The organism is Pacificibacter marinus (genome assembly GCF_018860665.1).
Taxonomy (GTDB): Bacteria; Pseudomonadota; Alphaproteobacteria; order Rhodobacterales; family Rhodobacteraceae; genus Celeribacter; species Celeribacter marinus_A.
In genome coordinates, this window is sequence record NZ_JAHKPK010000034.1 from 45,553 (window position 1) to 71,730 (window position 26,178).

25 protein-coding genes are annotated in these 26,178 nt (G+C 52.4%); 13 read left to right on the forward strand and 12 right to left on the reverse strand.

Annotated features, from left to right (window positions below):
- The first annotated feature begins 61 nt into the window (after positions 1-61).
- The 5 genes from phnC to KO497_RS10335 all read left to right on the forward strand — a co-directional run bounded on the left by phnC (position 62) and on the right by KO497_RS10335 (position 4,353).
- Entirely contained in the window at positions 62-865 is an 804-nt protein-coding gene (gene phnC, locus KO497_RS10315; RefSeq protein WP_215943889.1) for a phosphonate ABC transporter ATP-binding protein, read from the forward strand.
- 30 nt (positions 866-895) lie between these two features.
- Entirely contained in the window at positions 896-1,801 is a 906-nt protein-coding gene (phnD, locus tag KO497_RS10320; protein WP_215943890.1) for a phosphonate ABC transporter substrate-binding protein, read from the forward strand.
- A 62-nt stretch (positions 1,802-1,863) separates the two neighbouring features.
- Complete coding sequence (phnE, locus tag KO497_RS10325) at positions 1,864-2,805, forward strand: phosphonate ABC transporter, permease protein PhnE (protein WP_215943891.1); 942 nt, start codon at positions 1,864-1,866, stop codon at positions 2,803-2,805.
- Positions 2,802-3,659, forward strand: coding sequence for a phosphonate ABC transporter, permease protein PhnE (gene phnE, locus KO497_RS10330; RefSeq protein WP_215943892.1), 858 nt, complete (start codon positions 2,802-2,804; stop codon positions 3,657-3,659). Before phnE (KO497_RS10325) ends, phnE (KO497_RS10330) begins: the two co-directional genes overlap by 4 nt.
- A gap of 64 nt (positions 3,660-3,723) precedes the next feature.
- A complete protein-coding gene (locus KO497_RS10335; RefSeq protein ID WP_215943893.1) occupies positions 3,724-4,353 on the forward strand; it encodes a DapH/DapD/GlmU-related protein in 630 nt (209 codons plus the stop codon).
- A gap of 54 nt (positions 4,354-4,407) precedes the next feature.
- Here KO497_RS10335 and KO497_RS10340 read toward each other — a convergent pair whose 3' ends face one another.
- From KO497_RS10340 to KO497_RS10370, 7 genes are all read right to left on the reverse strand, one after another.
- Positions 4,408-5,223: a sugar phosphate isomerase/epimerase family protein gene (locus KO497_RS10340; RefSeq protein WP_215943894.1), complete on the reverse strand. Its 816-nt coding sequence runs from the start codon at positions 5,221-5,223 to the stop codon at positions 4,408-4,410.
- Positions 5,210-6,415, reverse strand: coding sequence for an MFS transporter (locus KO497_RS10345; RefSeq protein WP_215943895.1), 1,206 nt, complete (start codon positions 6,413-6,415; stop codon positions 5,210-5,212). Before KO497_RS10345 ends, KO497_RS10340 begins: the two co-directional genes overlap by 14 nt.
- The gene (locus KO497_RS10350) at positions 6,409-7,620 is read right to left on the reverse strand and encodes an alpha-D-ribose 1-methylphosphonate 5-triphosphate diphosphatase (RefSeq protein ID WP_215943896.1); all 1,212 of its coding nucleotides are present in this window, start codon (positions 7,618-7,620) and stop codon (positions 6,409-6,411) included. The genes KO497_RS10345 and KO497_RS10350 overlap by 7 nt, the downstream gene beginning before the upstream one ends.
- A gap of 52 nt (positions 7,621-7,672) precedes the next feature.
- Positions 7,673-8,479 carry a phosphonate ABC transporter, permease protein PhnE gene (gene phnE, locus KO497_RS10355; protein WP_215943897.1) on the reverse strand — a complete coding sequence of 269 codons (807 nt, stop codon included), beginning with the start codon at positions 8,477-8,479 and terminating at the stop codon, positions 7,673-7,675.
- Positions 8,472-9,287 (reverse strand): phosphonate ABC transporter ATP-binding protein, encoded by an 816-nt coding sequence (locus tag KO497_RS10360; RefSeq protein ID WP_215943898.1) that lies wholly within the window; start codon positions 9,285-9,287, stop codon positions 8,472-8,474. The genes phnE (KO497_RS10355) and KO497_RS10360 overlap by 8 nt, the downstream gene beginning before the upstream one ends.
- 4 nt (positions 9,288-9,291) lie before the next feature.
- Entirely contained in the window at positions 9,292-10,161 is an 870-nt protein-coding gene (locus KO497_RS10365) for a PhnD/SsuA/transferrin family substrate-binding protein (protein WP_252729611.1), read from the reverse strand.
- A gap of 218 nt (positions 10,162-10,379) precedes the next feature.
- Positions 10,380-11,255, reverse strand: coding sequence for a LysR family transcriptional regulator (locus KO497_RS10370; RefSeq protein ID WP_215943900.1), 876 nt, complete (start codon positions 11,253-11,255; stop codon positions 10,380-10,382).
- A gap of 162 nt (positions 11,256-11,417) precedes the next feature.
- Between KO497_RS10370 and KO497_RS10375 the strand changes: the two genes are divergently transcribed.
- The 3 genes from KO497_RS10375 to KO497_RS10385 are packed head-to-tail and all read left to right on the forward strand — an operon-like array spanning position 11,418 to position 15,709.
- Positions 11,418-13,037: a GMC family oxidoreductase gene (locus tag KO497_RS10375; RefSeq protein ID WP_215943901.1), complete on the forward strand. Its 1,620-nt coding sequence runs from the start codon at positions 11,418-11,420 to the stop codon at positions 13,035-13,037.
- On the forward strand, positions 13,034-14,242 hold the full coding sequence (locus tag KO497_RS10380; protein WP_215943902.1) for a mandelate racemase/muconate lactonizing enzyme family protein: 1,209 nt from the start codon (positions 13,034-13,036) through the stop codon (positions 14,240-14,242). The genes KO497_RS10375 and KO497_RS10380 overlap by 4 nt, the downstream gene beginning before the upstream one ends.
- A gap of 36 nt (positions 14,243-14,278) precedes the next feature.
- Positions 14,279-15,709 (forward strand): aldehyde dehydrogenase family protein, encoded by a 1,431-nt coding sequence (locus tag KO497_RS10385; protein WP_215943903.1) that lies wholly within the window; start codon positions 14,279-14,281, stop codon positions 15,707-15,709.
- A gap of 94 nt (positions 15,710-15,803) precedes the next feature.
- Here KO497_RS10385 and KO497_RS10390 read toward each other — a convergent pair whose 3' ends face one another.
- The 5 genes from KO497_RS10390 to KO497_RS10410 all read right to left on the reverse strand — a co-directional run bounded on the left by KO497_RS10390 (position 15,804) and on the right by KO497_RS10410 (position 20,750).
- Positions 15,804-16,772: an NAD(P)-dependent oxidoreductase gene (locus tag KO497_RS10390; RefSeq protein WP_215943904.1), complete on the reverse strand. Its 969-nt coding sequence runs from the start codon at positions 16,770-16,772 to the stop codon at positions 15,804-15,806.
- 209 nt (positions 16,773-16,981) lie between these two features.
- The gene (locus KO497_RS10395; protein ID WP_215943905.1) at positions 16,982-18,292 is read right to left on the reverse strand and encodes a TRAP transporter large permease; all 1,311 of its coding nucleotides are present in this window, start codon (positions 18,290-18,292) and stop codon (positions 16,982-16,984) included.
- Positions 18,289-18,783, reverse strand: coding sequence for a TRAP transporter small permease (locus tag KO497_RS10400; RefSeq protein WP_215943906.1), 495 nt, complete (start codon positions 18,781-18,783; stop codon positions 18,289-18,291). Before KO497_RS10400 ends, KO497_RS10395 begins: the two co-directional genes overlap by 4 nt.
- Positions 18,784-18,856: 73 nt before the next feature.
- Positions 18,857-19,849 carry a TRAP transporter substrate-binding protein gene (locus tag KO497_RS10405; protein ID WP_215943907.1) on the reverse strand — a complete coding sequence of 331 codons (993 nt, stop codon included), beginning with the start codon at positions 19,847-19,849 and terminating at the stop codon, positions 18,857-18,859.
- 400 nt (positions 19,850-20,249) lie between these two features.
- Entirely contained in the window at positions 20,250-20,750 is a 501-nt protein-coding gene (locus tag KO497_RS10410) for a D-Ala-D-Ala carboxypeptidase family metallohydrolase (RefSeq protein WP_215943908.1), read from the reverse strand.
- A gap of 526 nt (positions 20,751-21,276) precedes the next feature.
- Here KO497_RS10410 and KO497_RS10415 point away from each other — a divergent pair.
- The 5 genes from KO497_RS10415 to rbsK all read left to right on the forward strand — a co-directional run bounded on the left by KO497_RS10415 (position 21,277) and on the right by rbsK (position 26,145).
- Positions 21,277-22,197: a sugar ABC transporter substrate-binding protein gene (locus tag KO497_RS10415; protein WP_215943909.1), complete on the forward strand. Its 921-nt coding sequence runs from the start codon at positions 21,277-21,279 to the stop codon at positions 22,195-22,197.
- A 78-nt stretch (positions 22,198-22,275) separates the two neighbouring features.
- The gene (locus tag KO497_RS10420) at positions 22,276-23,829 is read left to right on the forward strand and encodes a sugar ABC transporter ATP-binding protein (RefSeq protein WP_215943910.1); all 1,554 of its coding nucleotides are present in this window, start codon (positions 22,276-22,278) and stop codon (positions 23,827-23,829) included.
- A complete protein-coding gene (locus KO497_RS10425) occupies positions 23,826-24,824 on the forward strand; it encodes an ABC transporter permease (protein ID WP_215943911.1) in 999 nt (332 codons plus the stop codon). Before KO497_RS10420 ends, KO497_RS10425 begins: the two co-directional genes overlap by 4 nt.
- Positions 24,821-25,231, forward strand: coding sequence for a D-ribose pyranase (gene rbsD, locus KO497_RS10430; RefSeq protein WP_215943912.1), 411 nt, complete (start codon positions 24,821-24,823; stop codon positions 25,229-25,231). Before KO497_RS10425 ends, rbsD begins: the two co-directional genes overlap by 4 nt.
- Positions 25,228-26,145 carry a ribokinase gene (gene rbsK / locus KO497_RS10435; protein WP_215943913.1) on the forward strand — a complete coding sequence of 306 codons (918 nt, stop codon included), beginning with the start codon at positions 25,228-25,230 and terminating at the stop codon, positions 26,143-26,145. The genes rbsD and rbsK overlap by 4 nt, the downstream gene beginning before the upstream one ends.
- The last annotated feature ends 33 nt before the right edge of the window (positions 26,146-26,178 follow it).

Sequence of the window (26,178 nt, forward strand, 5' to 3'; positions counted from 1 at the left end):
ATTTTCCTTGGGTATCACTCTCTTGAAACGTTCGAATGAATTTTTTTGGGAGTGCCGCACAATGAGTTCGATCCTGACCTTGAGCCAAGTCTCGCGCCAATTCGGTGACACCCATGCGGTGGATCGCGCGAACCTGTCGATTGAGCCGGGCCAGTTTGTGGGTGTCATTGGTCGCTCCGGTGCTGGCAAGTCCACAATGTTACGCTTGATCAATCGTCTTATCGATCCCACTTCGGGGTCGATTTCTTTTGGAGAGCTTGATGTCACATCGCTGAAAGGCAAGGCACTGCGTCAATGGCGACGCGATTGCGCGATGATCTTTCAACAGTTCAATCTGGTTGACCGTTTGGATGTACTGACCAATGTGTTGATCGGCCGTTTGGCAGAGCACGGGTTTTTATCATCGATGGCGATGCGTTTCTCTGATGAAGAGCGCGCTATGGCGATTCAGGCTTTGGATCGTCTGGATTTGGTGCCCCAAGCCTTGCAGCGCGCAGGCACGCTTTCAGGCGGGCAACAGCAACGTGTCGCGATTGCCAAAGCCTTGGTCCAAAAACCGAAAATCATGTTGGCGGATGAACCAATCGCCTCGCTTGATCCGGCCAATGCCTCATTGGTGATGGAAAGTTTGCGAAGGATAAACCGCGAGGATGGCATCACCGTTTTGGTCAATTTGCACACGCTCGATACGGCGCGCGCTTACTGCGACCGCATCATCGCGATGCGCCAAGGGCGCGTGTTTTTTGATGGGGTTGCTGCACAGCTTACTGATGGCGTTGTGCGCGACATCTATGGTCTTGAGGGCCTGAAAGACTTCAACGCCGACATCACGTCGACCACGATCCGAACACCCATGCCTGCTTAATTATTCAAACGCTCACAAGGGGATATCCACATGCGTTTTATTACAGCCACAGCACTCGCCGCTCTCATCGCAGTTCCAGCCTTGGCCGAAGGTTGGAAAGATGACTACCAAGTGATCAAATTCGGTATCTTGTCCGGTGAAAACGAAAAAGATCGCATCGCGCGCTACACGCCGTTTGAACAGTATCTTGAAAAAGAGCTTGGCGTTGAGGTCGAAATCTTTACGGCTGGCAACTATGATGGCGTGATCCAAGCCATGGCCGCCGACCAAATCGAATTTGCGTTCTTGGGGTCCTCCGCTTATGCGGCCGCCTACACAGCCACCAACGGCGGTGTGACGCCATTGGTTTCACGTCTGCAAAATGACGGATCTACTGGCTATTATTCTGTTATCGTCACACGGTGTGACAGTGGCCTGAATGATTTGGCCTCGCTTGAGGGCAAAGTTCTGGCCTTTGCTGATCCGGATTCCACATCTGGCTACGCTGTGCCATATTTCAACCTGTCCAAAGAAGTAGACCCGAAAACATACTTCTCAGCTATCCCATTTTCAGGATCACATGAGGCGGGCGTTCAAGCCGTTGTCAACGGAACCTTTGATGCGGCAGCCACGTACACAACCAATGAAATCAGCGGTGTCGTACAGAAGATGGTGACCAAGGGCATGATTAAAGACGGCGAGGCTTGCGAAATCTGGCGGTCTCCTGAAATCACATCGGGTCCATTGACGGCACGTTCCCATCTGCCAGAAGCTCTTATGGACGCGATGACCTCTGCAATGATGGAACTTCCTGAGAAAGATCCTGTGGCTTTCAAAGAAATGTCTGGTGGCGAAGATTCCACGCAGAAAGCATGGATCGAAGTTGATCAAGAGCGCTATCAGTGGATCGTTGAGATGCGCGAATGGATCAAAGAAGAGCGCCGCAAAGCCAACTGAGTTTGATCACATAAAAGGAGGGCCGCCGTGCCCTCCTTTTCGTTTTTTGAAGGCATCGCACTATGACCCTGACGGCCGAAATTCCTTCCCAAAGACCTGCGCCAATCGATAGGTTTCACACCTTTGAGCAAGACTTCGCTTCCAAACGTCAGCGCTCAAAGCGTGCTTGGATCATCGGCAGTGTCTTGTTTTTGGGGCTCTTTGCTTTGACAAGTTGGATGGGGGACTTTTTCAAATACACCCAAGTCAGTCTTCCAGATGGTTCACGCGAATGGCGGTGGATTATTCCGGCGGGTATTCCGCGCCTTGGGGAATATATTTCACTGACCATTCCGACCCTACGCTGGAACAGTTTGGGTAGCGATTTCGCTGAATGGTTTTGGCGTTGGCAAATTTGGGGGTGGTTGCTGCTTGAAACCTTATTGATCGCCTTTGTGGGCACGGTCTTGGGTGTCATCGGCGGCTTTGTTTTGTCTTTTCCGGCCGCTAGAAACTTGTCTCCAAACAAATGGGTGCTTTGGGCGGCGCGGCGTTATTTAGAGATTGCGCGCACCGTACCTGAACTTGTTTGGGCTTTGATTTTCGTCTTCTGTTTCTCGGTTGGCCCCTTGGCGGGCGTTCTGGCCATCGGACTTCATGCCACGGGTGCGCTGGGCAAGTTGTATTCCGAAGTGAATGAAAACATCGATATGCGTCCTCTTGAAGGTGTCAAAGCGTCAGGGGGAACATGGTTTGATCAAATTCGTTTTGGCGCGGTGCCACAGGTCTTGCCTAATATTGTCAGCTACACTTTGCTGCGGTTTGAAATCAACGTGCGCTCTAGTTCGATCATCGGTTACGTCGGCGCAGGGGGGCTGGGGCAAGAGTTCCGCACGGCGATGTCGTTTCAAGAATATGCAGATTTGTCCGCGCTTTTTGTCATCATTTTCGTCACCGTCGTCATCATCGATTACGGATCAGAAAAACTACGCCACCGCGTGATTGGAATGGAGGCACAGTCATGAGCCTGACCATCGACGACATCAACGCCGCCAAAGCCCGTGTTCCGCTAGCGTTTAAAGCGCCATTGCAGGTGCGATTGCGCCGCGCCGCACTTTGGGTCGGCTTTATTGGATTGTTTTGCTACTGCCTGTGGGCTTTTGATTTTAGCCCTGCTCGCATCTGGACGGGATTGGGCCGTTTGGGCACTGTCTTGGGCTTTATGTTCCCACCGCATATCTGGGACAATTGGTTCGAAGTATCGGAAATTTTAAAGGGTTTGGGCGAGACACTGTCTATTGCCTTCATGGGCACGCTTTTGGGTGCGATCATCGGTTATCCCTTGTCATTTTTGGGCGCAAAAAACATCAATCGTTTTACCTTTCTGCGCCAAACTGCACGGCGCGGCTTTGATGTTATCCGCGCGTTTGAAACTTTGATCCTTGCGTTGATTTTCATCCGCGCTTTTGGGCTTGGGCCATTGGCAGGTATTTTGGCAATAGCCGTCAGCGAGATCGGCACCTTCGCGAAAATGTTCTCGGAGGCCACTGAAAATACCTCTGACAAACCTGTGGAGGGCGTGAAGTCTTCGGGCGGGTCACGCCTGCAACAAATCCGTTTTGGCATCGCGCCGCAGGTCAACCCCGTCATCTTGTCGATCTTGTTGTACAACTTTGAATCCAACGTACGATCGGGCACGATTTTGGGCATCGTTGGGGCAGGCGGCATCGGGTTTATTTTGTCAGACCGCATCAGCGCTTATAGATGGGATGAAGCATGGTCGATCATCTTTTTGATTATCGCCATGGTCTATGTCATCGATTATCTGTCCGACTTGATCCGCCAGCGCATCATCGGCACGTGGGACGGTGCGAAATGACTGTTGATGAACGCATCAGCCGTGCGCATGAGGTTAAATTTTCTCAAACATCGGAGGGCCTAATATGAGCGGCGCTGGATCGAAACCAAAACTAAGCGAGGCCCCAACCATTCACCCCGAGGCCCAAGTGACTGACTGCGAGCTTGGCGCTTGGACTGAGGTGGGCAAAGGCACGGTGATGAAATCTTCGCAGATGGGCGATTATTCGTACATCACTCAAAACGGTCATGTGGTTTGGACCACCATCGGTAAGTTCTGTTCCATCGCAAATGCAGCACGGATCAATCCGGGCAATCATCCGACATGGCGCGCGATGCAGCACCATTCCGTTTACCGCGCCGAAGCTTACGATCTGGGCGAAGACGACCATGAGTTTTTCGAGTGGCGCAAAGATCACTGGGTCACCATCGGTCATGATGTTTGGATAGGTCACGGGGTGACTGTGACCGCAGGAGTGACCATCGGCAACGGCGCTGTCATTGGCGCAGGCGCCGTCGTGTCGCGTGATGTCGCCCCCTATACGATTGTTGGCGGCGTGCCCGCGCGCCTGATCAAGCGGCGGTTTTCTGAGGCGCAATCCGAGGCTCTACAAGAGATCGCTGTGTGGGATTGGCCCCGCGCAAAATACAAAACGGCTCTACCTGATATCCGCGCTTTAAATATAGATGCGTTCATTGAAAAATATCGTCCATAGCAGACCGCTTTGCCATGCGCCTATTTCGGCTTGCATGGCAAAGCGCATAATCCGCTAACAGACCAGCCCCAAATCTTTGAGATAAGCGAAGCCTTTGGGAATTTCGGCTTTATCGCGCAGCTCTAACACCAGATGCGGTGCGCTTTCACATGTCGATAGCGCACCAAAGACGGCGGGCCATTCAATTTCGCCATCCCCTGGCGCCCAGTGGCGATCTGCATATCCATCAAGGTCTTGCAAATGCATATGCTGCAACTGATGCCCTGCATCGCGCACAAAGTAATCAACGGGCGGCGCACCGGACATCTTGCGGGCCAAATGCGCGTGGCCTGTATCGATAGACAGCGCGATAGCATCGCTGCCAAAGCTGTCGACCATGGCGCGTCGCGTGGCAGGGTCAACGTCTTGGATGTTCTCGATCACCAAAGTGATGCCTTCGATTTCAGCTTGTTTTACAACGGGCCCAAGCACGTCATGGATACGACCCAGTTTGCTGGCGCAGTAGTCTTTTGCGCTGTGGAGGTTGTTTTGATACCAAAGCGTATAGGGCGAATGCAGCACCATTTGGCGCGCGCCAATGGCGGCCGCGGCCTCAAGTGCTTTCAAGAATCGCGCTGTGATCAGCGGGCGCAATTCGGCGTCTTTGTTGTCGATATCAAGTCCTTCAAAGGGCCCATGAATACCCACGCGACCATCGTGGCCTTGCAAAGCCAATTTCGCAGCCGTAATCAAATCTTGCCTGTCCTGTGTCAGCGCAGCATGACTCATAAAGTCTTGCAATTCGATGTCTCGAGCGGCATCAAAAAGCCAATCGCGATGTTCCAAAATCTCACTGTGGCGCAGACATGCGCCGATCTTAAGCGGGGGCAATGGAGTGTCTCCTTGGGTCGGGAATAAAGAAATAGGTGAACAGACCGGCCAACAGGCACAGGGTCATAGCGGCAAAGGAATACCAGCCGCCATAGACTTGCGTGATCCATGCAAAGACGAAGGGCGCAGAGGCGTTCACGCCCAATTGGACGAAAGAAATCCAACCCAGCCGTGCGCCGTAGCCTTTTGCGCCAAACAGCGCCAGCGGTAATGTGCCGCCTGCGATTGTTTTGATCCCGTCGCCCATGCCATAAAGTGCGGCTGCGATGATGACGCCGGGCAGGGTGAAACCTAAAATCAGCAACACAGCAAAGCCCGAAAACATCAAAGCGAGGCTTAAAAAATACGTGAACAGCGGATACATATTTCGGCTGACCAGCATCTCAAACCCACGGCCAACGGTTTTAAACGGGCCAATCACCGCCCCTGCCAAAGCGGCTATTCCTGCGCTGTGACCCAAATCTTGAACATTGACCACCCAAAGGCTCATTATTGCGCCCATGATGTAACCTGTAAAAACAAAAGACAGCACCATCCATAGCATGCCACGCATTCGCGCCTGTCCTGTCAATTCTGGCCAATCGTCATCGTTGCGACTTTGGGGCGCGTCATGATCTTTTTGCGGGCCGCGCAAGGCCCAAAAATGGATCGGGACGCAGACGACGCCCAAGGCCACGCCCATCACCACCCAAGTGCTCTGCCAGCCCAATCCGTTGTAGAGCGCCAAGGTTAGCGGCCAGAAAATAGTCGACGCCACACCGCCAAACAGCGTGATAATCGAGATTGATTTTTTCGCGGGTACTGGATTGTCCAGACGTGCCACGCTGGCAAAGGCTACGTTGTACAAAACGAACCTGCCCGCGCCCTCGACCAAGAGGATTGCCAAAAACAACCCAATGACACCTTCGACAAGAGATAGTGACGTCAATCCCACCGCGGCTACGATTGAACCGATAGTCATGACATAACGTCCGCCAAATCGATCTACTAACATCCCCGCAACAGGTGACGCCAAGCCGCCGAAAAATAAGCCTAGTGATAAAACGCCGAACACAGTCGAAAGCGTCAAAGACAAATCCTCCGCCATATGCGGCAATAGGACCGCATAGGCGTACATCAACGTCCCGTAGCCCATGATTTGGGTCACGCCCAATCCGATGGCTGGTATGTAAGGGCCTAGATGCTTTAGCATGCGGCAGGTTGCCCGCGATACGCGCAACGGCCTGCGACCCAGGTGCCCAAAATGGCTGGCGCTTGCCTGTCTGGCCAATCCACCAAGACCAAATCAGCCCGTTTACCGATCTCAATATCGCCTCTGTCCGTCAGGTTCATGGCGCGCGCCGGCCCGCTGGAGATAAGCGACCAAAGCGTGCTGCGATCAGCGCGGCGTTCCATATCAAGGCGGGCGACGGCAGCAAGCATTGCGGGATAGAAATAGTCCGAGGCCAAGACATCACAGAGCCCCGCTTCAACCATGTCGCCTGCGCCAAGCGATCCGATATGACTGCCTCCGCGTGCCGCGTTGGGCGAGCCGAAGACGATCAAATCGCCGTTGTCACGCGCCGCTTGCACGGCTTCCATAACCATCGGAAACTCTGCGACCTTCGCGCCTAAATCGCGAAAATAGCTGCGGGTCTCGCTGCGGGTGTCGTCGTGGCTGAGCATCGGCACGCCCGCGTTACGGCCAAGTTCAGCAATCTTGCGCACTGCGTTTTCCACATCGGGACGACGGTCCCAAACCTTGCTCAAAAGCGCGATATAGGCCTCGTCGCTCAGCCCCGCACGCCGCGCCTTAGAGGCCGTGCGTTTGATCATGCGCGCGTCGTCCAGTGCGGCGATTGAAAAATCGGGTGACAATTCAAAGGCCCGATCCTGAATGGCAACATCATAGGCGCGCATCGTCATCGAGGTGTGATCATTGAAAGCAATAGATGGCTTCAATGGCGATTGCAGCGCCCATTCGATGGTGTCCAGCGCTTCAAACGCGAAGGTTTCCCAGCGCAGTTGCACACGGTTTTCCACGGTCAAACGTGGCGCCAGATCAATCATTGCCTGCATCAATTCACGCCCGCGCTGCACGTCGCGCAATCCCGGTTCCCACCCCAAAGTGATAGCGTGAAAAGCCGTGGCGATCCCGTTGGAGGCCAATTGGCGATCTGTGTCCAATAAAGCCGTTTGCGTTGGGAAAAACACGTCAGGACGCGGCATCAATTGGCGCTCGAAAGCATCGCCATGCACATCGATAAGTGCAGGTGCAAGATATTGCCCTTTGGCGTCGATAATCTCGCCGACTTCAGCCCCGCCGATTTCGACAATCGTCCCGTCTGAAACAGTCACAGCGGTTTCAACGATACCGTCAGGCAAAAATACTTTTGCTCCCACAAACGTATAGGTCATTTCAGTGTCTCCAAGCTTAGATGTGGTGTCGTGGCGGCGGTCGGGAGGGTAATCATCGCTGCTCTCCTATAATTTTTTTGCGCGCCCAAGTGCTAAAGGCTTCGATCCCCAGCACCACAACTGCGATCATCACAATCACAGTCATCGCTGTTGGATAATCAAAAAGATCGAACCCGACCTTAAGCTCAATACCAATGCCGCCAGCGCCCACAAGCCCCAGCACTGTCGATGATCGCACCGCTTTTTCAAGCGCATAAAGTGCTGTGGATACAAATGCGGGCATGGATGCGGGCACGGTGGCGCAGGCTGCGATGTCAATGCGGGTCGCTCCCGTGGCCGTCAGCGCCTCGGACGGACCTTTGTCGATGGCTTCCATGTCGTCTGCGAAGAACCTGCCGCAAAAGCCGATGGTATCAATGGCGATGGCCAATGTGCCAGCAAACGGACCAAGCCCCACAGCGACGACAAACACCAAGGCCCAAGCTAAATCGGGCACCGATCGAATGAACCCTAATATGTTGCGTACACTGGTGTTGACCACTTGCCCTGCAATCAGACCGCGCGCGGCGAAGAGTGCGATGGGCACGGATAAAACGATGCCAATAATCGCGCCAGCAAAGGCGATTTGAAGCGTTTCAACCATTTTCCAAAACAGGCGCAATAGAACTTTGGGCTCTACATTGGGCGGAAAAGCCCGTGACACGAAGTCGGCAAAACGAGGCGGAGAGCTTAGGATCTTATCCACGGAAAATCCGGCGCCTTGAAAGGACCAGAGCATCACGATGATGACGGCAGCATAGATCAAAAAAGACAAGGCCGTGGGGCGCTCTAGCCTCTGCGGCAAAGATGTATCAGTCATAAAGCCCCCTCAGGTCTTTGACGCTCAACGATTGGGCTGTCGCATCCAGTCGCACTTTGCCACCAGCCAAGCCGAGCACGCGGTCGCCATAGCTCAAAGCGTGTTCCATATGGTGCGATGTGAAAATCACTGTTACGCCGTCTTCGCGCATCAAGCGAAAAAACAAATCCATCACCTCTTCGCCCGCAGACGGGTCAAGCGAGGCGCAGGGTTCATCCGCGATCAAAAGTTTTGGTTTCGCAACCAAGGCACGGGCGATGGCCACCCGTTGAGATTGTCCGCCGGACAACCGATCCGCGCGGCGATCTGCCAAATGTGCCAAACCCACCTTGTCCAATGCGGCAAGAGCGGCACGTCGCGCGGCAGCTGGCGCAAAGGATTGTGACCAATAGCGCGGCCCAGAATGCTGACCCAAAAAACCGTGCAGGACATTGGTTAAAACCGAGAGGCGCGGCACCAAATTGTGCTTTTGCGCCACCAATCCCGTTTGTGCCCGTAACCTGCGCATGTCGCGCGACGTGGCTTCGTTCACATGTTGTCCCAACACTTCAACCGTACCACCGCTCACTGGGATCAATCCCACAATGCACCGTAATAACGTTGATTTTCCGGTTCCATTGGCCCCCACAAGCGCCATGGATTCGCCCGTTGCCAAGCGAAAGCTGACGTCTTGAAAAATAGGTGTTGTGCCGAATGATTTCGTGAGGCCCTGAACGGTGACGTCATGGCCCAAAGGCACAGGTGAAGCCGGAGTGCGATGCACCCCGGCTGTGACCGAACGCCGTTTGGCGTCTGGCTGTAGTGTCATTGGATCACTCACCGATGAAGCTGTCGAATTGTGGGTATCCCGCGTTGGAATACATTGAGCGCACGTAATCATAGGCCGTGTCATCGATCGCCACCAAATCCATACCAGAGTATTTTTCATTCTCTTCATGGGCCACGATACCGGCGATAACCGCTTCTTTGTTTTCCAAGATAGCGCGTTTCACAGCTTCAGCTTTATCAGTCGGAACATGTGCGCCAACCATGATCATGTCGTTGGGCAAATCGCCTGAACGGGCAATCATTTTGAAGAACCCGTATGGCAGGTCTGTTTCTTTATTGCGCACTTGCAACCAGCTGCCCGCGTTGGTGCCGATGGCATCTACGTCGCCCGCTTTCAGGGCCTCATGTGCGATGTTGCGTTCTGTATGGATCTTGTCGATATCATTGACGGGGTCAACGCCGTGATCGGCCAACACTTGCATCGGGCACAACATGTTTGACGTGGAGCCGATGTCGCCAAAGGCCACTTTTTTGCCTTTTAGGTCAGCTGGTACATTGATGCCGCTGTCGGCGCGCACAACGATTGCACAGTGATAATCAGGGCGACCCAAACCGATCAATGGCGTCGCTTTCGTCAGCTTATTGATCACGACATATTCTGCAGGCCCCGTGACAACGAAATCAACGTTCTCTCCGCGTAGGGCTTCTGCCGCAGCGGTGCGTGATGGTACGGCATAAAATTCAAAACTATCGCCCGTTGCTGTTTCAAGGGCATCTTTGAATGGACCCCATTCGACAAGGAGACGCTCCATGCCTTCAACATCCGTGACAGCAAGTTTGAATGTATCTGCCGCAGCAGAGAATGTGGATACCGTTGCAAGGCCGAGACCGAGAAGGATTGATTTGATTTTCATGATACGCTCCAAATGAAATTCATGCGGATGAATTCCATTTGGACGCGAACATCGCGTGTCGAAGATGCGAAATATTTATGACAGGGGGAAAGCGTGTTGAATGATACCATTGGTCTGTGGGACGTGAACAGTCCATGTCGACCTACTCGCGGTCTGAACGCTTACCCAAGAATATATAATGCCATCAAGGCTGACCGCTGTCGTGTCCCGAACATCCGTTACGCGATTATAGATGTGAGCCAGTCATAGAAAAGGCTGATCTGGGGCTGTTTTTTGGGCTCTGATTGTGCGACAAAATAGAACCCGTTTTGAGTTTTAAGAGTTTGTTCAAAAGGCGCTGTCAGCAAGCCGCGCTTGATGTGACCCTTCGAAAACATCTTGTTCACAATGGCCACGCCACGCCCTGTCGCGATACTTTCCAAAGCCAACAATGACGAATCCACGGGCATCCAAGGGTGCGGGACGGCGCAGCTCAATCCTAGTTCTTGGAACATAAGCGGCCAGTCATTTTCCGAGCCAATGATCGGGACGATGTCGGCATCTTTCAGGCTCGTTGGATCGCGATAAAATAAAGCCGCATCGCTGGGATTGCACACAAGGGTCGCTTGCCCTTTGCCCAACGGCCGAATGTCTTGTTCGGGCCAGTCCCCTGCGCCATAGCGAATGTCGACGTCAATCGTCGCGTCGCTCATGCGATCAGACCAGACGATGGTTGACAAGACGATGTCGATTTCAGGATGCAAGGCGCGAAATTCGTGCAGACGCGGTGCCAAGACAAGCACGCCAAAAGAGATCGAGGCTCGCACGCGCAGGCTGGTTTTCGTCTTGGGTTTGAACAGGTCATCTGTGGCGGTTTTTAAATCATGAAATGAGGCGCGCACAGGCTGGGCATAGGCTTGACCGATGTCTGTCAGCTCAACGCCTTTGGGCAGCCGTTTGAACAGCTTCATTTCCAGAGTTTCTTCTAACAACTTGATCTGCTGGCTGACTGCCGCAGGTGTCAGCAAAAGCTCGTCGGCAGCCGCAGCAAAGGAACTGTGACGTGCTGCGGCCTCGAATGTTCGCAGCCAATTTACATGCGGCAGACGTCTCATGATCATACACCCCGTTTTTGTGATCTCACCAGTGCATGTATTTGTTTTGTTGATCAATCCTTGATGGTCAATTTTTTTTACCCCATTGGTGCAAATCCATTTGTTTGCAACTGGGGCCTTTGGCGCTGTTTATGAAAGTCCAAGAGCAGGTGGGCGATCATTATGGATTTTTCAAATTTCGACTTTGTGATTGTCGGTGCAGGCTCTGCGGGCTGCGTTCTGGCCAATCGGTTGACCGAATGCGGACGGTACAAAGTTCTCTTGCTCGAAGGGGGCGACAGCGACGCGCAGTTTTGGATAAAAGTGCCTCTTGGTTATGCGATTAACGTCACAAACCCCGCCTTGAACTGGGGCTATCACACCGCACCGGATGCGGGATTGAAAGGACGTTCGATTTCTTGGCCGCGCGGCAAAGTGATTGGCGGATCGGGGTCGATCAACGCAATGGCTTATGTGCGCGGGTTGGCGCATGACTATGATGATTGGGCCCAATCTGGCGCGCAAGGCTGGGATTGGGACAGCGTGAAAACCGTTTATGAGCGGATTGAAACCCATTCAGAACTTACCCCAACAGGGCGTCAGACACGCGGAGATGGTCCGGTTGTCGTGTCTGATTTGTCAGATCAAATGTCTGCGTTTTCCGATCATTTTTTAAAGGCAGCACAGGATGCAAATTATCCTGTCATTTCGGATATGAATGCGCCTGATGTGGATGGGATTGGCTATTACCGCAGCACTGTGCGAAATGGTCGTCGCTGGTCGTCTGCGGATGCTTTTTTGCGCCCAGCCGAACGCCGCGCGAACCTATGCGTCATCCGAAATGCTATGGTCGATCGTTTGATGAGTGAGAATGGTAAAATCACTGGCGTCGCATTCCATCGCGGCGCACAGCATCAACAGGCGAGGGCGCGCAAAGAAGTGATCGTTTGTGCGGGCGCAATCAATTCGCCAAAGCTGTTACAGCTTTCCGGCATTGGCCCAGCAGATTTGTTGCGTCGTCACGGCGTTGAGATCGTGCATGACGTGCCGCAGGTCGGGCGTGGTCTTCAAGATCATCTGGCGGTGTCCTATCAATTTCAAACGAATAGAGCGACCTTGAACAATACGCTGGGGCGGACCGTTGGAAAATTATATGCTGGCGCGAAATATGTGTTCACCCGTAAAGGGCCGCTGGCGGTTCCTGTCAACCAAGTCGGTGGTTTCGTGCGCTCTGATCCTGACCGTGAGGTGCCCGATATGCAGCTTTATTTCAACCCCGTTTCCTATGGTGAATCCGCCTCTGGCAAGACCGTTGTCGATCCGTCCGCGGGGTATCAGATTTCTGCGCAGCCTTGTCGACCCACAAGCCTTGGCTCGATTGAGATCGCATCCGCATCGCCCCAAGATGCGCCAATCATCAATCCGCAATCGCTAAGCACCGAAGATGATAAAGCGTCCGCCATTCGCGCGGGGCGAACCTTGCAGCGCTTTGCCAAAACGGCCAGCCTGCAAGCGGTGACGACAGCAGCCAAAGCGCCAGATTTGATGGTCTTAGATGATGCCGCATTGTTGGATGATTTCCAAGACCGCGCCAAAACGGTATATCACCCGACATGCACCTGTCGGATGGGGCGTGATCGTGGGGATTCGGTGCTTGACGCAAGGCTGCGCGTTCATGGCGTGGCGGGCTTGCGTGTCGTTGATGCCTCTGCATTCCCGAACATAACCTCAGGCAATACAAACGCGCCGACAATGATGTTGGCGATGCGTGCTGCAGACTTGATTTTGGAGGATTCTCTATGAAACTGGAGAAGCTAGAAACCTTTGTGGTTGGAAATCCACCCCCGCGTCACGGCGGGCGCTATTTTATTTTTGTGCGCCTTACGACGGCTTGTGGGATCACCGGCGTTGGCGAGATTTACAACGCCACATTCGGGCCTGATCTGTGCTGCGCTATGGCGCGCGACATGTTTGGCCGTCATTTCGATGGGGCCGATCCGCATCATATCGAGGTCCTGTTTCGCAAATCCTATGGCGCAGGTTTCACCCAGCGCCCCGATGTCAGCGTGATGGGCGTGTTCAGCGGACTAGAGATGGCCTGTTGGGACATCATCGGCAAGGCGGCTGACTTGCCAGCATATGAGCTTCTGGGCGGGCGTGTGCATGATCGTTTGCGCAGCTATTCCTATATCTATCCCCCCGCTGGTGATGTGTACCCTGATCCGAGCTTGCCCAATGCCTATAACGATTCATCCATCGCCGCCGAAGTGGCGCTTGGCATGGTTGAACAGGGGTTTACGGCCCTTAAATTTGATCCTGCTGGGCCGTTTTCCATCTATGACGGACATCAACCACGGCGAGAAGACATCACGCGCAGTGTGGCGTTTTGTCGGGATATCCGCGAAGCTGTTGGTGATCGTGCCGACCTGTTGTTTGGCACTCATGGTCAGTTCACGGTGTCGGGGGCGAAACGTATGGCACGTGCGCTTGAAGAGTTTGACCCGCTTTGGTTCGAAGAACCTCTACCGCCCGAAAATCCGGTGGATATGGCGCAGGTCGCAAGCTTTACCTCGATCCCTGTCGCCGCAGGCGAACGGTTGTGCACCAAGCACGAATTCGCACGCATGTTAGAAGCCAGTGCTGCGTCTATTTTGCAGATCAATCTGGGCCGCGTTGGCGGGCTGTTGGAAGCCAAGAAAATCGCATCGATGGCTGAAACGCGATCTGCGCAAATCGCACCTCACCTGTATTGTGGGCCGATTGTTGCGGCTGCCAATATTCAGATTGCGACCTGCAGTCCAAATTTTCTTGTCCTTGAAAGCATAGGGACATTTGATGGACCTTATATGAGTGCTGTTAAAGGCGAGATCACTTGGGAAAATGGTTATGTCATTCCCCCCACCAGCCCTGGCTTGGGGTTGGAATTGGATGATGAAGCCATCGCTAAAATGCCTTATGAAGGCACAGAATTGCATATTGAAATGGCAGAATTGCCAGTCACCCCATAGCTATCCATCTATAGCCAGTCTTGAGGAAACCACATCATGCTGACACTGAATAAATTCTACATCGATGGCGCTTGGGTTGATCCAGCGTCCGACGCCACAATGCCGATCATGAACCCTGCGACAGCCTCCCAAATCGGGACCGTGTCTATGGGCAATTCCGAAGATGTTGATCGCGCTGTTGCCGCAGCAAAGCGCGCTTTCGAGACATTTTCGATGACAACAAAAGCCGAACGCCTTGCTTTGCTTGAAAACCTGCGCGTTGCCACAATCGACCGTTTGGGCGATTTGGCCGCTGCGATGACATCCGAAATGGGGGCGCCCGCGACAATGTCGTTGGACGTGCAAGCGCAGTCTGGTTTGGGCCATCTCGATGATTTTATTGCAGCGCTCAAAAATTTGGACGACGAAGAAGTTCTGCCAAACGGTGACATCATCTCGCGCGAACCCATCGGTGTCTGCGGCTTGATCACGCCTTGGAACTGGCCGATCAATCAAATCGCGTTGAAAGTCGTGCCAGCTTTGGCGACAGGTGCCACCTGTGTTTTAAAGCCATCTGAGCACACGCCCATTTCCGCACAAATCTATGCAGAAATCGTCGAGGCCGCAGGCTATCCCGCGGGCGTATTCAACTTGGTGCAAGGTGATGGCATTTCCGTTGGTTCCGCCATGTCGCGCCACCCTGATATCGCCATGATGTCTTTCACGGGGTCTACCCGCGCAGGCACGGCTGTGTCCAAAGATGCGGCTGATGGTGTGAAACGCGTGACGCTGGAACTTGGCGGAAAATCCCCCAACCTTGTGTTCGCAGATGCCGATTTGAACAAGCGTGTCACCGAAAGCGTTCAGGGCTGCTTTTACAATACAGGTCAATCGTGCAACGCGCCAACGCGTCTGTTGGTCGAGCGCAGCTGTTACGACGAGGTTTTGGAAATCGCGAAAGCCGCAGGCGAGGCGCAAGCCGTTGGCGATCCTGCGCAACAAGGCGATCATATCGGGCCTGTCTTTGACAAAATCCAATACGATCGCGTGCAAGCGATGATCAAAATCGGCATCGACGAAGGCGCACGCGTTTTGGTTGGCGGTCTTGGCAAGCCTGAAGGTTTGGAAACGGGTTGGTATGTGAAGCCAACAATTTTTTGCGATGTAGACCACGACATGCGCATTTCACGCGAAGAAATCTTTGGCCCCGTTTTGGTCATCACGCCATTTGACAGTGAAGAAGACGCGATCAAAATGGCCAATGACACAGACTACGGTCTTGCCGCTTATATTCAATCGAGTGACGAGGCGCGGGTGTCGCGTGTTGTGCGTCGGTTGCGTGCGGGAACGATCCAGATCAACGGACGTGGCCCTGATTACGGATCACCATTTGGCGGTTACAAGCAGTCCGGCAATGGCCGTGAAGGTGGTGTGTTTGGATTGGAAGACTACCTGGAAATAAAGGTACGCCCTCCGTTCACGGCGTAAGCAGCCTAACCTTAAAACGAAAAACGGCGCAGAGGTTCTGCGCCGTTTTTTTATGCCATGTGACTCGCTATGAGTGCTGTTCAAGTTGACGGTATCAATCCGCCAAAATGGGCTTGCTCAAACCGGTTGGGATCACTTCATAGCCTTGCTCTTCGGGTTCATCGTCGGTCAATTCCAACGGGAACCCTGTTGCCGTGACGTCCAGACCTGTTGCGTCTTCAAGGCGGCGAATGATGTTGGGTGACAATTCACGTTCACCATATTTCGCGATGCCATCGTTGAAAATCTCGACCATTAAGGGGCTGATCTCAAGCGGTACATTCGCGTCTTCTGCCAGCTTTTGAAACAGGCCGATGTCTTTTTTCACAAGGTCCATAGTAAAGGAAATGTCGCGCGACCCGTTCAAAATCACTTGGCTTTCGGTTTCATGCACAAATGATGTGCCTGAGCTGATTTTCATTGCCTCATAGGTGGTGTTCATGTCTATGCCCACGGCTTTCATCGTGACCAAAGCTTCGCAACAGGTCAGCAAGTTTGCTGTCGCCAGATAGTTTGTCATAACCTTCAATGTTGAGGCAGACCCGATCTCGCCAGTGTGCAAAACGCGGCGGCCCAAGGTTGTCAGGATCGGCAACATACGTTCAAAGGTCGCACGATCGGCGCCTGCAAAGATCGAGATATTGCCAGTATCAGCGCGGTGACAGCCGCCAGAGACTGGGCATTCAATCGCTGTGCCGCCTTTTTCAGTCACAAGGGCCGCCAGTCGTTTGACTTCTGAGACCTCAGTCGTCGACATTTCCATCCAGATTTTTCCGGTCTCAACAAAGGGGATCATTTCTTCAACAACGGCGGCGCAAGCGGCAGGAGAGGGCAGACAGGTGATGACGGCGTCGCAGGCTTGCATCAACGCTGCTGGGCTGTCCGCAGCCTTCGCGCCTTTGGCGACAAAGCCAGCGACCAAGTCGGCGTTGAGGTCTAGAACCGTGAGGTCATGCCCGTTGCGCAACAAGCTCCCTGCCAGTTTTCCACCAACATTTCCAAGCCCAACAAAACCCATTTTCATCTGATAGTACCCCATTTTTGATCTATTTTATGTCAATGCTGGTTTGGTTCATTCGCAGGGCAATATGAAACAATGGATTTAAACCCTAAGGGGTTATTTTTCTTATGTCTGGTTAATGCTCAGATTTTAAAGGGGCCTGAATCGAAAACGCCACACATCGGTGAGGATGCATGGCGTTGTTTTTAAAGTTGTGGAGCTGTGCGATTATCTTAGTTGAACGTTTCAGGCATCAACATTTGCGGCAGCCAAAGCGCGATATTTGGGAAAATGATAATCAACAACAAAATCAACAGCATCGGCAGCAAGATGATGCAGACCTCTTTCATGACCTGAACGACATTCATGCCCCCAATCGAGGCCGATATCAGCAGACACAATCCGTAAGGTGGCGTCACCAAACCAAAAGCCAGCGATACGATACCGATGATTGCAAAAACAACCGGATGAATATCGGCGGCTGTCGCAACTGGTAAAAGAACTGTGCCAAGGATGATGATTGTCGGGATCGCGTCGATGAACAGACCAAAGAACAAGAACAGACCTGCAATTACAAGCGCAGTTCCGAAGGGCCCGAATTCAAGGCTGGTCATCGTGTCCACGACCAATTGCGGCACGTGGTAAAAGGCCAGTAACCAGCCAAACGCAGAGGCCGAGCCGATTGCAAAAAGTGAGATCGAAGCAAACCGCCCAGTGTCGTAAAAGATGTGGCCGAGGTCTTTGACCGTGATCGAACGATAGACAAACATTCCGAGAATAAGTGAATACCCCGCTGCAATGATCGCGCTTTCTGTTGGTGTTACGATACCGCCGACAATGCCGCCAATCACAAAGACTGGCGTGAGCATGGCAAGGAACGCGCCTCTAAACGCATTCCAGATTTCGGCAGGTGTCGGTTTGCCAATGATTGGATAGTTGTAGATTTTTGCATAGCAGTAAACCGTCGCCATCAATGCAAGGCCGATCATAATCCCAGGAACAGCCCCCGCAAGGAACAGCGCCCCCACAGAGGTTTGCATGACGCCGCCCCAAACGATCATCAGGATCGATGGAGGGATAATCACGCCCATGACTGAGGAACAGGCGGTGATCGCGATGGCGAAACGACGGTCGTAGCCCTCTTTGATCATCGCTGGGATCAAGATCTTGCCGCAACCTGCCGCATCAGCGGTGGACGAACCTGAAATACCTGCAAACAGCATGGACACGGCAACATTGACGTGACCCAAACCACCGGGCATCCAGCCAGTTAAGACGCGTGACAGCTCAATCAGTTTGTCCGTCACTTTGCCGGAATTCATTAGGTTCGCAGCCAGCAAGAAGAACGGCACAGCAAGCAAGATGAATGAATTATAGGATTGGAACATCCGGTCCAACACAATGAACGGGGTTAGGCGCAGTTCTAGCGCCACGATAGGCACCGTTGCAATCGCAAGTGCAAAAGCTACGGGAATGCGGAGCGCAACCAAGAAAATGAAGCCGCCCACTAGAATGGCACAGGCGAGGCCAGTTGTAATAATCATGCTGCGGTTACCGCCCTGTTTTTATAGATTTGAATGGCTTCAAAAAGCCGGTACCCTGCGAACAAAAACCAGACTGCGCCAGTGATCGGAAGCGAGATATAGGTGATCAACATATTGGCCCGCATCATCACGGAATTCTGGATGTAGCCGAATTTTGCATACTCAATGCCGTACCACGTGAAAACAAGTGCGAAGGCGAGGATCATAACCAAAACGAACCCGTTTTGCAGCAAGGTCAGCAAAGGGCTTTTGGCATCGGGGATGACGCGCACATCAAAATGTGATCCATCCCAAACCGCAATCATTGCACCAATCATAACTGTCCAAACAAAGATGAATGTGGCCAGTTCTTCTGTCCAGAGATACACGGGAATCACGCCTGTGTAACGCGCCAAAACCTGCATTCCGACCGGAATAGCGAGAAGGGCAATCAGCGTGCCCAATAATACTCTCAGCCCATTACAAAGCTGATCAAGCATCCGTCCAATCATTTTAATCCCCTAACCCTCAAAGACATGTCGGCGCCGTGAATGGGCGCCGACAATCATGCTGTGTAAAGTGTTCTTATTGAGCGCGGATTGCGTTCAAAAGTTCAGTCGCACCAAGTTCAGCTGCGTAAGCGTCTTGAACTGGGATAACCATCTCGAGCAATTTGTCACGGCCTTCGAATTCTTGAACCATAACCTGACCGGCATCGATCATTTCTTGCATTTTTTCACCGTCTTGACGGCTTTCCAACTCACGACCGAAGGCACCAGCTTCGGCGCCAGCTTTCAGAACCGCCGCTTGAAGGTCAGCATCAAGTTTAGAGAATGTGCTTTCAGACATCACCAAGGGGCGCACTGTGATCGCGTGACGTGTCAATGTGATGTTCGGCGCAACTTCGTAGAACTTGAGGTTCTGGATCGATGCCGCTTCGTTTTCAAAGCCACCGATCACGCCAGTCTGGATCGCGTTGTACACTTCGTTGTATGCGATCGCAGCAGGTGAAGCTTGGAGCGCAGCGAATGTTTTCGCTTGGATCGGCGCGCCCATAACGCGCATTTTGTGGCCCGTCAGCTCTTCGAGGTTGCCAATTGGTTTTGCAGACGCAAGATTGCGAACGCCGCCGCCTGCGTAACCGATGATGCGGATGTTTGCTTTTTCAAGAAGCTCTGCTTCGAGAGGCGCCATAACGCCGCTGGACAGGGCTGTGTTCCAGTGATCAAGGTCGCGGAACAAGAACGGCATATCCATCAACGGGATAGAGGGTGCGAATGTCGCCATGTTGGACGGTGCCATGACTGCGTAATCGATCGCAACACCTTGCTGCAAGAAGGTCACGAAATCGCTTTCGTCGCCAAGCTCGCCGTTCAGGCTGACGTCAAAGGACACATCGCCATCATAGTTCTCTGTGACCAGACGTTCGAATTCGCGCAGTGTTTTTGTGTAGGCGTGTTCTTCGTCGAACAAGCTTGCGCCGCGCAATGCGGTTTCAGCGGAAACCGAGGTTGCCATCATAGCAGTCGCAGCAATAGCGCCAACGGCAAATGCCGCAGTTGATTTGAAATTAAACATGGTGTCCTCCCAGACTATAACAGACTGCCATCGATGATGCAGACTAGTATACTTGATTAGTATCCCATATTGGGCACACAAGTTTCGTTTTGTAAACAACTGTCATGTTTGCTTCGTTTCAATTTTCTGTAAATTTACGCAATGCATTGAAATATTGTTTAAATTTAAGAGTCTCAGCCCCTTGAGAACGGGGAGCATCTTATTCTTTCATAGCTGTGAATAGGGACTGCTCACTTAAAGCTGTCCTTGGTTTGAGGATATTTGATTCTTCAAATCCGAACATTGTTAGGTGTCAAACGCGAAGATCCAAACTGTCCATGATGTTTACTGTGACGCAGAGGATCGACAGATCCAGCTTTGGCAATCACTATGGTTGTTGCTTTGTAAAAGGAGGGGCAACTTAATTGGTCTTGCTCAGATCGAAATAGTGGAACCCTTCATGGAATGTCGTTCCATCAAAGGTTGTCACGCGGTTTCTGTTATTATTTGTATTGTAGGATGCGTGGACCCAGCCATATTCACCACTGTCAGGATCAAATTTTTCAAGAATGACTTCATCGAAATCTGTGTTGTCGATAATCCATTTGGCAAGCTGATCGTTGCGGATTCCGCCCATCATAATATCTGCGGCTTGGCCTAAAAGATGCTGCGAGTTCGCCAGCCCGCCGACCTCTGTATTCAGTTGAGGGCAACGGTATCCGCTGGTGACGAACAAGGGCAAATCAAAATGGACAATCGCCGGATTTAGCACATTGAGACAAAGCTGCCTCAAATTCTCGATCACATCGGCATCTTGGGGCATGTTGTGAATGCCCAGTTTTTCGGCTGTTTCGCTTTGACACAGGGTAAACAGGTCGAGGTGCTCTGACAGCATGGGGTTAAACTGGTTCGACTTATACATTTGGTTCAGGTGCTTTCGGTGATTGTCTCGACTGTTCACAGCTTTTGGTGTCGGGTCAACAAAATCCCTCATAAGGCGACACAGCGATCCAGCATCAATTTTATCCCCGAACTCAACCAATATCGCGGTATATTTGGCGAAGGCACAGATCACGACTTTTTACGGGTATAAAGCTGGTTAGGCACAAGATTGATATGCCGCCTCCCGGACTGAATGTTTCCTTAAGGGATAATGTCTATCGAGGTGATTCCTAAATCTCAAAGCACGATCGGCCTCGCGTGGTTGACCTTAGGGAAATATAAGAGTGTTTTGAGGGCAATTTTTTCGATGATTTCGATTTACAAATTTGGCATTAAAATCCAATTTTTATTTGATCTTATGAGATATGTCCCAAGTGTTAGGCGCTTTGAAATTGGCAAAAATGAAACGTTTCATATTGACATATTTTTGTGATCCTGCATGATCAAGTCCTGTTCATCGCGCTGCAGAGGAAGCAAGGCGATCAACGTAAATTAGGGAGGCTCTTATGAAGCTCATGAACTTCGCTGCCGCGGCAGTGACCGGTATTCTTTTGTCTACAACAGCCGTTATGGCCCAAGATAAGCCCGTCGTCGGACTTGTGATGAAATCACTGGCCAATGAATTCTTTCAAAACATGATGGTTGGCGCGGAAGAACACGTCAAAGCCCGTGGAGACTATGAATTGATCGCCGTTGGCATGCAAAACGAGACGGATTTTGAAGCACAGATCAACGCCGTTGATAACTTCATCACCCGTGGTGTTGATGCGATTGTCATCGCGCCAGCAGACAGTCGCGCCATGGTGCGCCCAGTCAAACGCGCCATCGCAGCAGGGATCAAAGTCGTGAACTTTGACGTGGCACTTGATGCTGACGCGAAAGCGCAACAAGGCCTAGAATTGGCCTTTGTTGGTCCAGATAATCGCGGCGGCGCAAAGATGGCTGGTGACGCATTGGCGCAAGCTTTGGGCGAGGGGGCCAAGGTTGTGATCATCGAAGGCAACCCCGGTGCGGATAACGCAACTGAGCGTCGCCTTGGATTTGAAGACACTGTTGCAGAATACAAACTTGATCTGCTCGACAGCCGCACAGCGCATTGGGAAACTGAGGAAGCCAATCAGGTGTTCTCAACCATGTTGACCGCGCACCCTGACATTCAGGGCGTTATGGCGGCAAATGATTCAATGGCTGTTGGCGTTGTCAAAGCTTTGGAATCTGCTGGGCGCACTGACATTCTTGTTGTTGGGTTTGACAATATTCCAGCGGTTGGACCGATGATCGCCGATGGCCGGATGTTGGCGACTGTGGATCAGTTCGGCACACGTATGGCGGCAGATTCAATTGATCTTGCGCTTGGTATCGTTGCGGGTGGACCTGATCTTGAAGGTTGGGTGAAAACCGAAATCCAGTTGGTTACTGCGAAGTAATTCTCCCCGCACTCGGCATTTCGGTGTCGAGTGCGCATCCGATATCCCCTGTTTGCTCCTAATATGGAACTCTATTCGATGGCACATGCGCTACATTCCCCACAAGACGCCGACTTGCTGTTAGATGTGAGCGGTTTGCGAAAGTCCTTTGGCGGGGTCCATGCGCTCAGTGGGGTAAGCTTTTCTTTGAAAGCGGGTGAGGTTCATGCACTTGTTGGCGAAAATGGTGCGGGAAAATCGACCTTGATCAAGGTTTTGACGGGCGTTCACAAATACGACGCGGGCGTCATCACATTGGCGGGGCAGCCTTTCGTGCCATCTGATCCGCAGTTTGCCAAAGCTGCAGGCATTCAGGTTGTGCATCAAGAATTCAATCTGCTGACAGATTTAAGCGTCGCTGAAAATATTTCGATCGAAGCCTTTCCGCGTGGACGCTTTGGTCTGCTGGACCGTGTTGAAATGAAACGCCGCGCCCGTCATGCGCTGGATGCCATTGGGTTGAGTGATGTTGATGTGGATATGCCCGTCAGCCGCTTGGGCATCGCGCACCGTCAACTGATTGAAATTGCACGCGCGCTTCAAACCGAAAGCCGTATTCTTATTTTAGACGAACCAACCGCGACGCTGACAGAGCGCGAAACATCGCGTCTGTTTGATATCGTCGCCGACATCAAAGCCAAGGGCGTGACGGTTGTGTTTGTGTCGCATCATCTCAACGAAGTCTTTGCGATTTGTGACCGCGTGACCGTTTTTCGCAACGGCGCGACGATTGCCACCGAGGAGATATCCGAGACATCGCCCGAAGGCGTCGTGCGTCATATGGTCGGGCGCACTTTACTAGAACAGGTCAAAGAACCGAACACAGGCATTGGCGATGATGTCGTTTTGGCCGTCGAAGATCTGCGCACTGTTGCCAACACCCATGCGGGCGGCATTTCGTTTGAATTGCGCCGTGGTGAAATTTTGGGAATTGCCGGTTTGGTTGGCGCAGGGCGCACCGAAGTGCTGCGCGCGATTTTTGGCGCTGATCCTATTCAATCGGGTCAAATTTATCGCGCAGGTAAACCCATTGCGATTTGTAATCCGGCTGATGCCATCGCCGCGGGGATTGGATTTGTAACCGAAGATCGCAAAGATGAAGGTTTGATTTTGGACATGCCGATTGCGACCAATACATCGCTTGTCAGCATTAAAGAGGTATCAAGTAAGGGGCTGATGAACCTGAGCAAAGAACGCGACATGGCCAAAGCTGGCGGCGCGCGGCTTAAATTGAAATGCGGCTCGGTCGCTGATCCCGCGTCAAGCCTGTCGGGAGGCAATCAGCAAAAGGTTGTGCTGGCCAAATGGCTGGCATCAAACCCAGAAATCCTGTTGCTGGACGAACCCACACGCGGTGTGGATGTTGGCGCTAAGGCTGAAATCTATGCCATTCTGAAAGACTTGGCAGCGCAAGGCATGTCTATGATCGTTGTGTCGTCAGAGTTGCCCGAACTGATCACGCTGACTGACAGGATGCTTGTGATGTCCGAACACAGCGTCCAAGGCAGCCTATTGCCAGAAAACTATCACCAAGAAGCCATTTTAAAACTGGCCTACGGTCAATCTGACACGCCGAAAGGACCTACCTCGTGAGTGCACATGAAACCCAGGATGTCTTGGCCAAGCCAAGTCCATTCTCTTTCAAATCAATCGTAAACAATGCAGGGATAGGCTTGGCACTGCTTGTGTTGATCTTGTTTTTCTCTGTGACGACGGAATTCTTTTTGTCGCCAAACAACATCACCAATATTCTGACGCAGATCACCATCAATTTAATATTGGCCGTGGGTATGACGTTTGTGATTTTGATCGGCGGTATTGATTTGTCGGTTGGATCGGTCATGGCCTTTGCTGCTGTGATAGCGGGTAAGGCGATCACGCTGTCAGGTCTTGGTACAGCGGAACTGATCTTGTTGGCGATTGCCGCAGGTCTGTTCGCTGGGTTGATTTGCGGTGTTTTGAACGGGGTGTTAAGCGCTTACTGGGCTTTGCCGTCCTTTATTATTACGCTCGGCATGCTCAATATTGCCCGTGGGGCCGCTTTGCAGGTCTCTGGAGCGCAGACGATTTATTCGTTTCCCTACGCGTTCGAAGAGTTCGGATCGATGTTGATTTTCGGCGTGCCGGTCGTGTTTTTGCTCGCCTTATTTCTGGTTCTCATCGCGTGGTTTGTGCTCAACCGCACAGTCTTTGGGCGCTTGATTTACGGCATTGGCAATAATGAGGAAGCGGTGCGTTTGGCGGGGCATCCAGTGTTTTGGTACAAAGTCGCGGCCTTCACGATTTGTGGGGCAACGGCTGGCATCGCAGCTATCGTTTATATGGCGCGGCTGAGCATCTCTAGCCCGATTGCTGGGATCGGTTTTGAATTGAATGCCATCGCCGCCGTCATCATCGGTGGGACCAGTCTCGCTGGCGGGCGCGGATCGGTGATCGGAACACTTTTGGGCGCGTTCATCATCGGGGTTTTGGCCAACGGACTTATCCTTATTGGCCTCAGTGATTTTATGCGCCAAATGATCACTGGTGTGGTGATTATCATTGCTGTCATTTTAGATCACTACCGCGCAAAGTTGTCGTCGCGATGAAAAGCGGACATCTTTTAAACCGACATTTGAGTGCTTTGGTGGCATCGCTTGGGCATATGGATGAAATCGTTGTCGCGGATGCGGGTTTACCTGTGCCCGATGGGGTGATGGTCATTGATTTGGCCGTCAGTCCAGGCATCCCAACAGTGATGGATGTTCTGGCGGCTTTGCGCACAGAGCTTGTGATTGAGGCGGCGGTCCATGCGAGTGAGGCATCAGCCTCGTTGCAGAAACAGTTGTGTGAATTCGCCATTGATTGGGGCGCGGAACACAGCAAGGACACCGTGATTACAGGCCTGCCTCACGTAGATTTCAAAACCCGCACGGGCCAGGCGAAAGCCATCATCAGAACAGGTGATTGTACCCCGTATAATAATTTGATCCTCGTCAGTGGAGTTCCGTTTTGAGCGCAGTAACAGTTGTCGGAAGTATCAATATTGACCTTACATCCTATTTAGAACGTTGGCCACAAGTGGGCGAAACCGTTGCCACGTTGCACACGCAAATCACTTTGGGCGGCAAGGGGGCCAATCAAGCCGTTGCGGCCTGTCGGATGGGCTCGCAGACGACAATTATCGGTGCGATTGGCGCTGACGCCTTTGGCGCCGATGCCGAGGCGCGACTAAAGTCTTACGGTGTCAATTCGGTTCTGTCGACGCAAACTGATCGCGCCACGGGTATGGCTTTTATCGATGTGGACTTGCATGGTGGTAATATCATTCGCCTGAGTGCTGGGGCAAATGCGTCGTTGTCTGTGGCGGCCATTGATGAGCATGCCGATGAAATCGCAAAGAGCAAAATCTTGCTGCTGCAAAACGAAATTCCGTTCGAGGCTTCGCGCCGTGCCGCCGAAATTGCCCGCGCAGCTGGGGCGATGGTTGTCATGGATCCTGCGCCCGCGCCGATTCCGTTTTGGACATCTGAGGCGCTGGAAGCCTTTGATGTTCTCACACCCAATGCTCATGAAGCCAAGCTGATCACGGGTTATGAGCCGCGCAATTTGAGTGAAGCTTTAGAGGCAGCACGCAAGCTTGAAGAATTCGGAGCACGTGGAGCCATTGTGACCATGGGTGAAATGGGTGTCGCATGGTTTATCAACGGGCAAAGCGGGCAGCAGGTCGCTCCAAAGGTTGACGCCATCGATACTGTCGCCGCAGGTGATTGTTTCAATGGCACTTTTGCGGCGGCGCTTGCAACGGGGCAATCGATTGAACGCGCGGTTGATATGGCTGTCCATGCCGCGGCTCTTGCGACGACACGCAAGGGGGCTGCCGATTCAATCCCAACCCTTGAGGAGTTGAAGTCCGCGATCTTTTCTTGATAAAATGCCTCAATGATCCGCAGATCGTCACAC

Excerpts from the sequence above, each read along its gene's own strand:
- phnC (WP_215943889.1), top strand. The coding sequence starts at position 62 with ATGAGTTCGATCCTGACCTTGAGCCAAGTCTCGCGCCAATTCGGTGAC.
- phnD (WP_215943890.1), top strand. The coding sequence starts at position 896 with ATGCGTTTTATTACAGCCACAGCACTCGCCGCTCTCATCGCAGTTCCA.
- phnE (WP_215943891.1), top strand. The coding sequence starts at position 1,864 with ATGACCCTGACGGCCGAAATTCCTTCCCAAAGACCTGCGCCAATCGAT.
- phnE (WP_215943892.1), top strand. The coding sequence starts at position 2,802 with ATGAGCCTGACCATCGACGACATCAACGCCGCCAAAGCCCGTGTTCCG.
- KO497_RS10335 (WP_215943893.1), top strand. The coding sequence starts at position 3,724 with ATGAGCGGCGCTGGATCGAAACCAAAACTAAGCGAGGCCCCAACCATT.
- KO497_RS10345 (WP_215943895.1), bottom strand. The coding sequence starts at position 6,415 with ATGCTAAAGCATCTAGGCCCTTACATACCAGCCATCGGATTGGGCGTG.
- KO497_RS10350 (WP_215943896.1), bottom strand. The coding sequence starts at position 7,620 with ATGACCTATACGTTTGTGGGAGCAAAAGTATTTTTGCCTGACGGTATC.
- phnE (WP_215943897.1), bottom strand. The coding sequence starts at position 8,479 with ATGACTGATACATCTTTGCCGCAGAGGCTAGAGCGCCCCACGGCCTTG.
- KO497_RS10360 (WP_215943898.1), bottom strand. The coding sequence starts at position 9,287 with ATGACACTACAGCCAGACGCCAAACGGCGTTCGGTCACAGCCGGGGTG.
- KO497_RS10365 (WP_252729611.1), bottom strand. The coding sequence starts at position 10,161 with ATGAAAATCAAATCAATCCTTCTCGGTCTCGGCCTTGCAACGGTATCC.
- KO497_RS10370 (WP_215943900.1), bottom strand. The coding sequence starts at position 11,255 with ATGAGACGTCTGCCGCATGTAAATTGGCTGCGAACATTCGAGGCCGCA.
- KO497_RS10375 (WP_215943901.1), top strand. The coding sequence starts at position 11,418 with ATGGATTTTTCAAATTTCGACTTTGTGATTGTCGGTGCAGGCTCTGCG.
- KO497_RS10380 (WP_215943902.1), top strand. The coding sequence starts at position 13,034 with ATGAAACTGGAGAAGCTAGAAACCTTTGTGGTTGGAAATCCACCCCCG.
- KO497_RS10385 (WP_215943903.1), top strand. The coding sequence starts at position 14,279 with ATGCTGACACTGAATAAATTCTACATCGATGGCGCTTGGGTTGATCCA.
- KO497_RS10390 (WP_215943904.1), bottom strand. The coding sequence starts at position 16,772 with ATGAAAATGGGTTTTGTTGGGCTTGGAAATGTTGGTGGAAAACTGGCA.
- KO497_RS10395 (WP_215943905.1), bottom strand. The coding sequence starts at position 18,292 with ATGATTATTACAACTGGCCTCGCCTGTGCCATTCTAGTGGGCGGCTTC.
- KO497_RS10400 (WP_215943906.1), bottom strand. The coding sequence starts at position 18,783 with ATGATTGGACGGATGCTTGATCAGCTTTGTAATGGGCTGAGAGTATTA.
- KO497_RS10405 (WP_215943907.1), bottom strand. The coding sequence starts at position 19,849 with ATGTTTAATTTCAAATCAACTGCGGCATTTGCCGTTGGCGCTATTGCT.
- KO497_RS10410 (WP_215943908.1), bottom strand. The coding sequence starts at position 20,750 with ATGTATAAGTCGAACCAGTTTAACCCCATGCTGTCAGAGCACCTCGAC.
- KO497_RS10415 (WP_215943909.1), top strand. The coding sequence starts at position 21,277 with ATGAAGCTCATGAACTTCGCTGCCGCGGCAGTGACCGGTATTCTTTTG.
- KO497_RS10420 (WP_215943910.1), top strand. The coding sequence starts at position 22,276 with ATGGCACATGCGCTACATTCCCCACAAGACGCCGACTTGCTGTTAGAT.
- rbsD (WP_215943912.1), top strand. The coding sequence starts at position 24,821 with ATGAAAAGCGGACATCTTTTAAACCGACATTTGAGTGCTTTGGTGGCA.